Below are 12,722 nucleotides of genomic sequence, written 5' to 3'. Positions count from 1 at the left end.
CTCAGACCATCAGTCGTGACGATTTGGTGGCCTGCAGGATGTCCAGCGTCATGACATCCTCCACCTTGGGCGTGTGCGCGCGGAACTGGCCGAGTTGGGTGTACAGGGAGATCTGCTCCTGCCACACGGCAGGGTCCATCGTTCCCCAACCCTGCATGCCGCTCGCTTTGTTGAAGGCGTAGCCCATCAAGACGTCGATCGACCCGCGCTCGTCCGCAAGGTTCAGGCTCGGGAATTCCTTGAGCAGCAGATCGACTGCCTGGTCCCGGTTCTTATTGGCATAAAGCCAGCCGCGTGCCGTCGCGCGCAGAAAGCGCTGCAGCACTTCCGGGTGATTACGCAGCGTGTCGGTTTGCGCGTAGTAGGGCAGCGCGTACAGGCGAACGCCGGAATCCCAGAGGCTCAGGTCGACGCGGTCCGCGCCCAGGGCCTTCAGCGCGGACAGGTTGGTCTGCCAACCCGCAACGGCATCCACCCGACCGCTGAGCAGCGGCATCATGTCGGTGCCGATCGGCACCACGTTGACGTGGCTCTCCGCGATCTTGTGCCTGGCCAGCAGCGCCTTGAGCAGCACGTGACCGGTGGGCTGGATGCCGATACGCTTGCCGATCATTTCCTGCGGCGTGCGGATAGGCGTCTTCTTTAGCGAGAAGAAGGCGTAGGGGTGCTGCTGCAAGCCTACGGCAAAGCATTTCACCGGCAGCCCTTCCGATACCGCCAGCATGACGGATGGGCTCGATGAGATCTGCCCGGCCTCGCCGCGCCCCGAAGCCACGATGGCCACGCCATCGACATTGGGGCCGCCGGGCTGGATCTTGAAGTCGATTCCTTCCTGCTCGTAGTAGCCAAGCCGCTTCGCAACCACCTCGCCCACCTGGTTACCGCCAGGTATCCAGCCCAACTGCATATTGACCGCCGCGCGATCGGCGGCAAACGACTTGACCGACAGCAGCGCGCCGGTAGCCGAGAGCCCGGCTGCCACGAGGGAAGCCTGCAGCACGCGCCTGCGATTCGGATTTTCTAACCGTGACATCTTGATTCCCATGGTCCCCAGCCTCGTTTTCCAGACCTGGCCGCAAGCGGTCGGATCTCGTGATTGCTGTATTTTGATGACGAGGGGGTGCTCTCACAAGAATTGTTTTTAGAGCATCGGCGATGCCAGAATTAGATCGCACAATGTCAGTGCAACGCGCCCGAATGGGGTGCCCGCGGCGCGCTATTGCGGTGCAAAAAGAAGGGCGCATGCCGCCAACCCGAGCGAATATTTCGCTCGGAGGTAGCAAAAATCTATGCTTCCCGCCGCGGTTTTCCTGCGTCGACAATCAACTCAAATCTCACCGATAAAGAGATCCATTGAGGAAGCAGGGAAGCCGACATGCACGTTAGCCGTTACGCAGACCGTTACGCAGACTGTTACGCAGACCGTTCGTGGGACTTACTTCACGCTGAAGTGGGCTCAGGCGCCATTGCGCGCCAAAGTTACCCCAACGCAACGGTTACGCCGCTGCCGGCAATCCCTGCCAGAGCGTCAACTCCCGCGGGCGTGGCCCGGGTCGGCTTCTAGCGACGCCGCCAGCGCCCCATCCCATCCAGCTCTTGTCTTTTCCGGATCCCTGTGCACCACGGTGCACGCGGGGAGGGGCCGCTTTTTATCTCTTACATGACAGGAAGGTCACTATGAAGCGAAGTGCCATCGTCGCTACGACGGTATTGCTGGCGTGCTCGGCATCCCACGCAGAAAGCGGGGTCAATTTGTATGGGTTGATCTCGACCGGCATCGTCTATGCCAACAACCAGAACAGCCATTCGAGCTTCCAGTTGGTCAACGGGCCGATGCAGACACCGCGCTGGGGGATAAGGGGAGAGGAGGATCTGGGTGGCGGCACCAAGGCGCTCTTCACGCTGGAAAGCGGATTTTCCATCACCAGCGGCACCGCATCGCAGAATGGGCGCATGTTCGGCCGGCAGGCCTTTATCGGCCTGTCGTCGCAGGATCTCGGCACGGTCACGCTCGGCCGGCAGTACGACCTCTCGGCGGCAACGTTATGGGCCTATGAATCAGCGACGCAGTTCGCCGCCTATGGCACGCACATCGGCGACAGCGACAACGTGTTCGACACGTTCCGCGTCAACAACACCCTCGCCTACAAGAGCCCTTCATACGGTGGATTGCAGTTTGCCGGCATGTTCAGCCTTGGCGAGAAGCCGGGCGACTTCCAGTCGAACAATGCGTATAGCCTTGGCATCTCGTACAAGCGCAACAATCTTTCGCTGGGCGTCGCGTACGAGGAACTGAACACGCCGAACAGCCCGAGCAACCAGCAAGGTGCGGTCGTTGGCGACTACGGCTTCACGTCCCCCTTCGTCACCAGCCTCTCCACCGGGGCCAAGGTTGACCGGCAGCGGATGTTCGGTGCGGGGGGTGCCTATCAGTTCGGTCCGGTGGGCGTGTCGGTGCTGTACACCAACGTGCATTTCAACTACCTCGACAATACAAGGCTGACGGTCAACAACGGCGAGATTTCCGTTACCGACTACATCACGCCCAACCTGATGGTGGGCGCGGCCTATATCTACACCTGGGGCGAATACCGGCCCATGGACAACAGCCCGAAATGGCACCAGGTCAACCTCGGCGCCGACTATTTCCTCAGCAAGCGCACCGACCTATTCCTGGTCGGCATCTACCAGCACGCGGCGGGCGACGCCACGTACGCCCAGATCTACACGCTCTCGCCGTCGTCGACCAAGACCCAGGTGTCGGCGGTGGCGGGGATCCGGCATAAGTTCTGAGCCCCTCAGGCCGGCATCAGCATCACCAGCGTCAACCCGTCGCGGTGGCCGGCACCGGCGTGAGCTGCTCGAAATGCAGCAGCCCGCGCCGCGGATGGCGCAAGCCGCGGCGGCCGCCCTGGCGGTCTTCCACGTCCTGCGAAAAGACGCGTCTTGCCCTTGCCGATCTAATTCTTATGTACAACATCCTTGAAGCCGATCGTTCCCGCGTTAGCCAGCAGTCTGAGACGCGCTGACCGCCATTCGGCCAGGGCTCTCACTCTTTCCTGTTGGGCATCTGCAAGTGCCGCTTGCACGCTGAGCATTTCCACGATGTCTGCAATGCCTTGATCGAACTTGCGCCGCACATTCTCCAAGGCGTCGTGGGCCGCGTCATTCAAGCGCCGGGACGACTCCAGGTTGCGTAGCGCGGCGACGGCATCGGCATATGCCTTGGCAACCTCCCCGAGCACCCGATTTCGGATATCCCGAAGTTCAGCCTCCCTGATTTCGATTTGTGCCTGAGCACCGCGCACCTTGTAGGTTCGCCCAAATCCCTCGAACAACGGGAAGTTCACGCTCAGTCCAACGACGGATTCCCTCGTCTGTGCCGCGGATAACCCTTGATTGGGACGGCCATTGATGTATCTGCTGAGCGTGGAATCCAGTGTAGGCAGCCCTTCCGAGCGAGTGACGGCCAGTTTCTCTTTTGCCGACTCCAACTGGGCATGTGCTGCAAGCAAGGCGGGGTGTTCGTCTCGGGCGAGCTTGAGCCAGGTTGCAAGATCCTGCTGCAGTGCGTTGTCTTCGTCCAGATAATCTTGAGCCAGCACGAGTCCGTGTGACTCGACTGTCTGGGTTGGCAGTCCCAATGCCACGACCAAGGCCGCCAGCGATTTTTCGTAGGCACCGAGAGCACGAGCATTCTCCAATTCAGCCTTGGCCTGGGAAGTCGTTGCCTGCAATGTATCGGACTGCGCTCCCGCGCCGCGTGCTTCACGCCTGCGGGCTGTCTCCAGAGTCCGCTTGGCCAGAATTTCGCTTTTCTCTTTCGCCTCGCGGTTGGCCTTTGCCGCCTGTGCATCGAAGTACAGGCCAATCACGCTGGCCATCGTCTTTTGCAGCGTCGCGTCGTGGCTCGCCAAGGCGGCTTCCAGCAAGGCGTTTGCCGAACGGCGGTTTGCATTGCGCCCGCCAAAGTCCAGCAACCGCCATGTCACCGTTGCATACCGTGCGTCGCTGGTGCGCTGCGTGTTGACCTGGAACCGTGCTTCCGGGTGTTGGGTTTTCTGGCTCAAGCGGCTCGCACCGATGTTGACAGTCGGCAGATAGGCCGCTCGAGCTTCCCCGACTTGCGCCGCCTGCAGCTTGATGGTCGCCCAGGCACCTTGCACCTGGGGGTTATGGCACAAAGCCAGATCAATCGCCTCCGGCAGGGTCAGCGGTTTTGCATGGTCGTAGGCACTGTCGTCGCAGGCATGGGCCTGACCGTCTCCAGGTAGCGTCTTGCCAGTGTCCAGTTGAGGCGGCCGCGCCAGCAGAGGGTCAGCCAAAGGGGTCGTGGCGATGTCCAGCCAATCCCATGCTTGAGCCGCCTGCATGGGGAGCAGGGCTGCCAGCAATACCGACAGGTAACGGCGAACCCCATGGCTAACGCTCACGCAACGCCTCCCTTTGGTGCTGGACCAAGGGCGACAGAACGTATTCGATGACACGCCGGGTGCCGGTCTTGATTTCCACGTTGACCGACATCCCCGCCGACAGTGGCATTGTCTTGCCATCGACCAGGATGCCGGTTTTGTCCAGGACGATCCTGGTGGCGTAGATCAGGCCCCTCTTTTCGTCTTGAATCGCATCCTGGGAGACATGTCTGACCCTGGCCTTGATGGTGCCGTACCTGGTGTACTCGAAGGCGTCGATCTTCACCTCCGCGTCCTGCCCCACCTGCACAAAGCCCACGTCCTTGTTCTCCAGAAAGGCTTCCACTTCAACCACATTCTCTTTGGGCACAATCTGCATCAAGGGTTGCGCGGCAGGCACCACACCGCCGATGGTATGCACCATCAGTTGCTGCACGGTTCCATCAACGGGCGCGGTGAGCTTCAGGAGCTTGCTGCGCTCACCCGCACGGCGCTGGTCCTGCTGTCCGGCAGCGACGGTCTTGTGGCCCTCCGTGGCTGCATCGTGCGCTTCCTTGCGGGCTTGGGCTATCAATGCGGCACGTTGATTCGTCGCATCCAGCAACTGCCCCTGCAGATCCACCCTGGCCTGTTCCTTCTCCAGCCAGGCATGGCGGGAAACCGTGTGGTCGGCCAGGAGTGCCTTGAAGTCTTCGGCCCGTTGCGCCGCCAGCGGCAGGGCGGCGCCATAGCGGGCAATCTCTCCATCGAGCCGGGTGAGCTTGGCGTGGAAGTCCTTGTATTGCCCTTCCAGTTGCTGTCTGGCGGCCTGCCATTGGGCACTTGTCGCGCCCTCCACGGCTCCCAATTGCGGCGCTCTGAGCCGTGCAAGGGCATCAATCATGGCCAGCGAGCGCGCCACCTGCAATCTGGCCTGCGCCACGGCATCGGCTGCCTTGTCATGCTCGGCATCGCTGCTGCTCGAATCCAGCTCGATCAGCAGGTCGCCTGCGCGCACCTCCTGCCCTTCAGTCACATACAAGGCCCTCACGCTGGCCACATCCACCGAGCCGATGGTCTTGGTTCGCGCCGACGGGATGATTTTCCCCACGGCGTTGACGATGATGTCGACCCGGCCGAAGACTGACCAGAGCAAGACGAACACCACCATCGCCATCAGGATACGTCCAGTCCAGCGCAGCGTCGCAGAGTCTGGGGCCTCCTGCAACGACAGACCGGCGGGCAGGAATTCGGCCTCCTGCCTATTGAAGAAGTCCGTGCGAAGCGTATGGCGCAGCTTCCAGAAATGGGCGAATGCAGCGCGGTAGCGACGGCGCAGTTCCCCCCAGGCTTGCAAACGGTGACGAATGCGCATTACCCCGCCTCCGTCGCCTGGGCATGCGAGCGCTGGACGGTTTGCAAGTCGTAGAGGTGGCGATAGATGCCTTGCGGGTGCTTGAGCAGCTCGTCATGGCTGCCAGCCTCGGCGATCTGCCCTCGCTCCATCACCACGATCCGGTTCGCGTCGCGCACGGCACTCAAACGATGCGCGATGATGAGCACCGTGCGGCCCGCGCAGATTTGCCGCATATTGTCCTGGATCATCTTCTCGGACTCGTAATCCAGGGCGCTTGTGGCCTCGTCAAAGACCAGGATGCGCGGGTTGGCAATCAAGGCTCTTGCAATGGCGATGCGTTGACGCTGCCCGCCCGACAAGCCCGTGCCATGCTCGCCCACCGGCGTGTCGTAGCCCTCGGGCAGCTCGCAGATAAAGTCATGCGCTCCGGCCAGTCTGGCTGCCGCAATGATGTCTCCGATGGACAGCGATGGGTCGGACAGGGCAATGTTGTCGCGTATCGAACGCGAAAACAGCGTGCTTTCCTGCAACACCACGCCAATCTGCTGGCGCAGCGATGCCGTATCGATGATGGCGATATCTTGCCCGTCGATGGTCACGCGTCCTCGGTCGGGCACATACAGGCGCTGCACCAGTTTGCTCAGCGTACTTTTGCCGGAACCCGATCGCCCGACGATGCCAATGACTTCCCCTGGCTGTATCTCCAGGGAAACGGCGCGAATGACATCCGGGGCATCCGGCCGGTAACGAAATGACACCTGGTCGAACGTGATCGAACCGGCTATCCGCGGGATGCGCGTCTTGTTGCCCGCCACCTCGGTACGGGCATCCAGAATGTCCCCCAGGCGGCTCATCGAAATGGCAACCTGCTGAAAGTCGTTCCACAGCTGGGCAAGGCGCAGGATCGGCGAAGACACCTGGCCAGCCAGCATATTGAAGGCAACCAGTTCCCCCACGGTCATTTTGTTATCGATCACCAGCAAGCACCCCAGCCACATGATGCCCGCCGTCACCAGCTTGCTCACCAGGGTGACGCCGCCGCTGGCCACCAATGCGATATTGGTGGTGGACAATCCAGCCGACACATAAGCAGCAAGCTGCTTGTCCCACTTTTGCTGCCAGCGCGGCTCCACGGCCATCGCCTTGATGGTGTCCATGCCGGTCAAGGTTTCCACCAGAAAGGACTGGTTCTCCGCACCCCTGTTGAATTTGTCGTTGAGCCTGGCCCGCAGAATTGGCGTGAACACGAACGACAGCGCCAGATAGGCCGGAATGGAGGCCACCACGATCAACGTCAGCGTGGTGCTGTACCACAGCATCACGGCGAGGAATACGAACGAGAACACGATGTCCAGCACCAGGGTCATGGCGTTGCCGGTCAGGAACGCGCGGATGTTCTCCAGTTCGCGGATGCGCGCCACCGAATCGCCCGCCCGCCGCACCTGGAAGTAGCTGATGGGCAGGCTCAGCAGATGCCCGAACAGCCGGGTGCCCAACTCCACATCGATCTTGCTGCTGGTGTTGGCGAACACCGCTGTGCGGATGCCCGTCAACACGGACTCGAACAAAGTGGCAGCAATCAGGCCGATGGCAATGACGTTGAGGGTCTTCATGGCATGGTTGACCAGCACCTTGTCCATCACCACCTGAAAGAACATCGGCATCGCCAAACCGATGATCTGCAGCACCAGGGAGATCATCAGCACTTCGCCCAAGGTCTTGCGGTACTTGATGACTGCTGGAATGAACCAGGTGAAGTCGAATTTGGCCATTTCCCCCGCATAGCTGGCCTTGCTGGAGAAGAAGATCAACTCGCCTGTCCACTGTGCCGTGAAGCTATCGAGGCCGAGTACTTCAGGTGCCTGGCCGGGGCGCTGGATCAACACCCGCATCGGCGCTTGTGCGGTATCCACCTTGCCGACCAGAAAAAATTGGCCCGCTGTGTCGATGGCAATGGCAGGCAAGGGCGCACGAGCCAGGCGTTGTGGGTCCTGCCGCACGCGCTTGGCCGTCAGGCCCAGCTTCCTGGCCGCCAGCAAGATGGTCTGGACGGTGAACGTTTCGCGCCCGAACTGGTGCAGCAACTGCGCGGCATCGGCGGCGATGCCGTGCAGCCTTGTCATGAGCATGAGGCACTGCAAGCCGGTGTCGATGTCCGCCGTCTCGGCCATGCTCGCGGAATCAGAGGTGTCTGACGTGGTCACGATGGAACAGAACCCAGCTAGGGTAGGAAGAATCGAATGGCTCACGCATCAAGGTGAGCCATTCAAGGACTGACCCGATAAAGCAGGGCAATATCCGCCGTGGACCGCCTTGCCTGCGCGCTGGCGGCCCATTGGCATTGGCAAAGTTCAATGCGTTACCGTGAGCAGCACATTGCCGTTGCTGGTCTGGCCATTCGTCCAGTTGGTCTGTGTCGCGCCCGGTGGGGCGAATGCCGCCATCGCCTGCACGAATTGCTCCACGTCGGTGTTGTACAGGGTCAGGCCATCCGCTGTCCTGATGCGCTCCACCTGGTTATCCGCGCCGCTGGTGCCCGGGACATACCAATCCTTGACGGTGATTTGGTCGGCCGTGCCCATCACGCTGATCTGCAGGTCGTTGCCCGATTGGCGGAACCACAGATTGGTCTGGTCGATACCATCCAGTTGCAACACGTCCGTGTTGCCCGCCGTCGCATCGCGATCGACCACCGTATCCTGGCCATCGCCCCTGGCAAAGACATAGGTGTCGTTGCCGGCTTGCCCGATGAGCGTATCGTTGCCCTTTCCGCCCGCGATCACATTGTCGCCACGGTTGCCGGTGATGATGTTGTCCTGCTCGTTGCCGGTGGCGTTGATGTTCTCTTCCCAGAGCTTGATGGGATCCATGGTGTAGATGGTGTAGGCGTGGGCGACATTGGCATTGGCGCGGAAGTCGGCAAGCGAGACGTAGCGCGTCATGTCGCTGACCAGGCCGCGGCCGGAGTCGGCAATGTAAAACCCGTTGATGGCCCCGCTCGCCGCCTCGCAGGCAACGCCCGTGACGGTCACGACGTGGTTGACCCCACCGTTGTCAAGGTAGGCGTTGTCTCCCCACAGCTTGCCCGAGTTGAGGCCGATGATGACGCCACGCCCGCTCTTGATCAGGTTGGCAATGGCCTGCTCGTTGTAGCCCATGATGATGCCGTTGCGGATGCCGAAGCCGTCGAGCAGGGCTTGCTGCCCGGCGTAGTTGGAGCCGCCGCGCTGGTGGTCCGGCTTGCCGGGGTCCGTGACGCACCAGTTGTTGTCGATGGCGGCCTGCACCACCTGCGCTTCGGACAAGTCCTGGCTGGCCTGGGTGCCGAGGTTGGCGATGGCCGTCAGCGCGCAGGTGCCCTGGTAGCCAGCCACGGCATTGCCCTGCATGTAATCCAGCTCGAAGGCTTTGGGATAACCATACACGAGGATGTCGACGCCGTCGGCAAGGCCCTTCTCCGCCTTGGAGAAATCCAGCAGGGTGAGGTTTTCCAGATTGGCGCCCAGTGTGTAGCTGATGCTGGCATTCACCGTATCCGTGCCTTCCCCGGCCAGCTCGATGGCCTGGTCCCCCACGTTGTCGACGTAGTAGGTGTCGTTGCCCGCGCCGCCGATCATGGTATCCGCCCCGGTCACGCCATCCAGAACGTTGTCCTGGCTGTTGCCGATGATGCGGTTGTCCAGGCTGTTGCCGGTGCCGTTGATGGTGTAGCCCTCGACCAGCCGGAGTTCCTCGATATTGGCGTTCAGGATGTAATTGGCACTACTGACCACCGTATCGTAGCCTTCGTGCTTCTGCTCCAGAATCACATCGTTGACGCTATTGACGATGTAGGTGTCATTGCCCTTGCCGCCCTCCATGTGGTCCGCCCCGGCCCCGCCATCCAGATAGTCGTCGCCCAGGCCACCCAAAAGGGTGTCATTGCCCGCGCCGCCATAGAGGAAGTCATCGTCTGTCTCGCCGGCGGCCAGCGTCTGCTTTGCTTCATTGTTGCCCGTGAAGCCGACAATCAGATCATCGCCGTCGCCGCCATAGATGATGTCGTTGCCGACACCGCCGAAGATCCTGTCGTCTCCAGCCTCGCCATACAAGACGTCGTTGCCTTCGCCGCCCTGGAGTTCGTCGTTGTCGACGCCGCCCCAGAGCTGGTCGTTGCCAAGGCCGCCCAACATCAGGTCGTCACCGGCGCCGCCGTACATCACATCATCGTCGGTTTCCCCTGCGGCCAATGCCTGTTTGGTGTCGTTGATCGGGGTAAAACCCATCATGATGTCATTGCCATCGCCGCCCCACATCCGGTCGTTGCCGACGCCGCCAAACATCTTGTCGGCACCGGCGCCGCCGTCCATGATGTCGTCGCCGCTGCCACCGTCGACCTCGTCGTCTCCTGCCCCGCCAAACAGCGTATCGTTGCCGTCGCCGCCAATCACCAGATCATTGCCGGCGCCGCCGTCCATGTAGTCATTGCCCGGACCACCGTACATCTGGTCGGCACCATTGCCGCCGAACATGATGTCGTCATCCGTCTCGCCCGGGGCCAGCGTCTGCTTGACCTCGTTGCGGCCGGTGAATCCCCACATGAGGTCGTTGCCGTCGCCACCGTTCATGATGTCGTTGCCGACCTGGCCAAAGAGCCTGTCGTCGCCCGTGCCGCCATCGAGCCGGTCGTTGCCGGCACCGCCCTGGAGTTCGTCATGGCCGCTGCCGCCGACCAGGATATCGTCGCCATCCTGACCCAGCAGAAGATCATTGCCGGCGCCGCCAGCCAGCGTGTCGTTGCCGGCACCGCCCTGCAGTTCGTCATCCCCGTCTTCGCCGTAAAGGTTGTCGTCCCCGGCATAGCCAAGCAGGAGGTCGTTGCCGGTTCCACCCCACAGGTTGTCGTTGCGGCTGCTTCCGCCCATCACGTCGTTGCCGCCGCCTGCGTAGAAGTTCCTGACAAGGCCCAGGTTGAAGAATTTCCCATCGTAGCCGGCGTAGTACCCGATATCGAAGGTATCGTTCCCCTCGGTGCCGACCATGTTCTGCTGGTTGCTGGAAATCTTGACCTGGGAAGCGAACCAGTCAATCCATGTATGCGGACTGACGTAAAAACGGTTATCCCCGGCACGCAAGATGGCATAGTGGCTGGCCAAGGCTACGGGCATGCCCGGTGCCACCAATGTGCTCACCGGAGCCGAAGCCGTGCTTTGCGCGGTGGTGCCGTAGTTCGCGTTCCCTGACGTATAGAAAGCGTAGTCGCGGGAGCGGATGCCGCTCAGGCCCGCGGCGGCCAACGCCGCGCTCAGCGCGGTGCGCTCGTTGGCAGGGGTCGCGCTTTGATGCAGGACACCATCTTCATCGAGGTCGCTCCAGGCGAAGAGGCCATTCAACTCGGCGCCGCTGAGTTGCCCGTCCCTGTTGGTGTCGTAGCTGCCAAGTTGCGCGGCCGTCAGTCCGATACCTGCGCTGTCCAGGATGCGGAATGTCCTGCTGGCGATGGACACGGCCGTATCCATCCCCGCGCTCTTGCTCTCATAGAACGCCCCGATGGGGGCAAGGTCAAAGTAGCCCAAACCACCGATTGGCTGAGTGGACCCTCCATTGACCAGGGCCCCTGACATCCAGTCATTCCAGGCAGCGGTGTCGCTGCGGCTGATCAAGCCCTGCCTGGTCCAATCGCGCACCAATCTATCCTTGTCAAAGATTGTCGGATTCAGGCAGGCCTGGTTTCGCTCCAGAAGTACCAGCCCGCCATCAGGGAATGATGGGTTCCTCAGGACACTTAAACCCGCCACATTACCAACTGGCGTCAATCTGCCTTCGTGCCCGCCTGGACTCATTCCGATGGCGCGCAGCCCAGTCCAAATGAAATCCACACAACTGTTGGTCAAGGCCCAATAGCTGTCTTTGTTGAAACCGTAAGCCTCTGGGGTATTGGCATAGCTTTCCAAAACAGCGGATTGGCTTTTGGTAATTTTGTATGTGGCGGTGAAATAGGCATTGCCCGCATAAGCCTGACCATCATTATTAAAGATTCGACCCGGCACAGGACCCAATGTGGTCTTATCATCTCGCGGCGCAAATCCGGCCTGCAGCACCGTCTTGCCATTCGAGTCAACGATTTCATACCAGATATGACCAGTCCTCGAAGGTTGACCTACATAGTTGGTACCGGGTTGCTCGACGTGAAGCTTCAAAAGATAGTGATTTCTCATGCCTCTCTCCTAGAACTTTCGACCAATACGCAAAAACTCAAACAACGTCTCTATCCAGGCAATATCCGGACAAGGACTGAGGTTTTCCACCCGCACTCGATAGATGCCCTTCTCCAGCCTTGGAAAATAAATATTGTTCGCTCTCCAATCGGTATCTTTTGATCCAGAGAATGTGAGGTACCCCCCATTCCCTCGGTCCGCTATGATTTCGTCTATGTGAACGTTGGTTTTTCCGTCAATAGAATCCAATTGAAAACGCAACTTAATTGGATAAGTCCGTTGATTATTAAATTCACCCAACAATGCCCAACCTTTGAATACCCTCCTCAACTCATATTTCTTTTCTTCCGACCAATCCCTTCGCTCGACAAAAACGAGATTGAAGTGATGATAGTCAGCCTTTGTCACCCGAATCACCACATCAACTCTTTCCCCTCCGTGCGCCAGCGGGAATGGTGTCACGTAAGGACTTTCATGAATTTCCGTCGGCATCCCCCGCTCCTTTGCATGGACAAAGGTCTTATTCGGCGAAAAAGCAAAAATCACCAAAACCACAATGCCTAAGATATACTCCCCGGTCTTCATACCATCACCCCACTACCGAAAATCACGGCGTTGTTGCATTAATCGAATCTGAAGGCAAAGTGGCTCCCGTGATCCAAAAATCAGGCGATGCGGACGGAATTCGGGCGTGCGAGAACCGCCATGCGGTTAAGCACGCCTACGCGGATCGCTACTTCTGTCGCTTGCGAGCCGATGGTCGCTTGCGAGCCGATG

7 protein-coding genes and 1 pseudogene are annotated in these 12,722 nt (G+C 60.3%); 1 reads left to right on the top strand and 7 read right to left on the bottom strand.

Translation table 11 applies throughout. From position 1 onward, the window contains the following. Position 1: 1 nt before the first annotated feature. Complete coding sequence (locus tag AC1DQ3_RS08840; RefSeq protein WP_477119815.1) at positions 2-1,033, bottom strand: ABC transporter substrate-binding protein; 1,032 nt, start codon at positions 1,031-1,033, stop codon at positions 2-4. Positions 1,034-1,677: 644 nt separating this feature from the next. Between AC1DQ3_RS08840 and AC1DQ3_RS08835 the strand changes: the two genes are divergently transcribed. Then, a complete protein-coding gene (locus AC1DQ3_RS08835; RefSeq protein ID WP_477119814.1) occupies positions 1,678-2,793 on the top strand; it encodes a porin in 1,116 nt (371 codons plus the stop codon). A gap of 5 nt (positions 2,794-2,798) precedes the next feature. Here the strand turns inward: AC1DQ3_RS08835 and AC1DQ3_RS08830 are convergent. The 6 genes and pseudogenes from AC1DQ3_RS08830 to AC1DQ3_RS08805 form a co-directional block, all read right to left on the bottom strand. Beyond that, positions 2,799-2,935 (bottom strand): annotated as a pseudogene (locus AC1DQ3_RS08830) (XRE family transcriptional regulator); the annotation flags it as partial. 25 nt (positions 2,936-2,960) lie between these two features. Beyond that, positions 2,961-4,433, bottom strand: coding sequence for a TolC family protein (locus tag AC1DQ3_RS08825; RefSeq protein ID WP_477119813.1), 1,473 nt, complete (start codon positions 4,431-4,433; stop codon positions 2,961-2,963). Further along, positions 4,423-5,766, bottom strand: a complete 1,344-nt coding sequence (locus AC1DQ3_RS08820) for an HlyD family type I secretion periplasmic adaptor subunit (RefSeq protein WP_477119812.1) — start codon at positions 5,764-5,766, stop codon at positions 4,423-4,425. Before AC1DQ3_RS08820 ends, AC1DQ3_RS08825 begins: the two co-directional genes overlap by 11 nt. After that, entirely contained in the window at positions 5,766-7,877 is a 2,112-nt protein-coding gene (locus AC1DQ3_RS08815; protein ID WP_477119811.1) for a type I secretion system permease/ATPase, read from the bottom strand. The genes AC1DQ3_RS08820 and AC1DQ3_RS08815 overlap by 1 nt, the downstream gene beginning before the upstream one ends. 222 nt (positions 7,878-8,099) lie before the next feature. Further along, entirely contained in the window at positions 8,100-11,945 is a 3,846-nt protein-coding gene (locus AC1DQ3_RS08810; protein WP_477119810.1) for a calcium-binding protein, read from the bottom strand. A 9-nt stretch (positions 11,946-11,954) separates the two neighbouring features. Then, positions 11,955-12,530 (bottom strand): DUF5625 family protein, encoded by a 576-nt coding sequence (locus AC1DQ3_RS08805; protein ID WP_477119809.1) that lies wholly within the window; start codon positions 12,528-12,530, stop codon positions 11,955-11,957. Positions 12,531-12,722 lie beyond the last annotated feature (192 nt).

It is taken from the genome of Cupriavidus sp. 01T418 (assembly GCF_056398885.1).
The sequence above is the reverse complement of the archived record's forward strand: the minus strand, read 5'-3'. Positions and strand labels throughout refer to the sequence as shown.

What these genes read in the sequence shown, in the direction of transcription:
- AC1DQ3_RS08815 (WP_477119811.1), bottom strand. Translation starts at nt 7,877, where the DNA reads ATGCTCATGACAAGGCTGCACGGCATCGCCGCCGATGCCGCGCAGTTG.
- AC1DQ3_RS08820 (WP_477119812.1), bottom strand. Translation starts at nt 5,766, where the DNA reads ATGCGCATTCGTCACCGTTTGCAAGCCTGGGGGGAACTGCGCCGTCGC.
- AC1DQ3_RS08805 (WP_477119809.1), bottom strand. Translation starts at nt 12,530, where the DNA reads ATGAAGACCGGGGAGTATATCTTAGGCATTGTGGTTTTGGTGATTTTT.
- AC1DQ3_RS08840 (WP_477119815.1), bottom strand. Translation starts at nt 1,033, where the DNA reads ATGTCACGGTTAGAAAATCCGAATCGCAGGCGCGTGCTGCAGGCTTCC.
- AC1DQ3_RS08810 (WP_477119810.1), bottom strand. Translation starts at nt 11,945, where the DNA reads ATGAGAAATCACTATCTTTTGAAGCTTCACGTCGAGCAACCCGGTACC.
- AC1DQ3_RS08835 (WP_477119814.1), top strand. Translation starts at nt 1,678, where the DNA reads ATGAAGCGAAGTGCCATCGTCGCTACGACGGTATTGCTGGCGTGCTCG.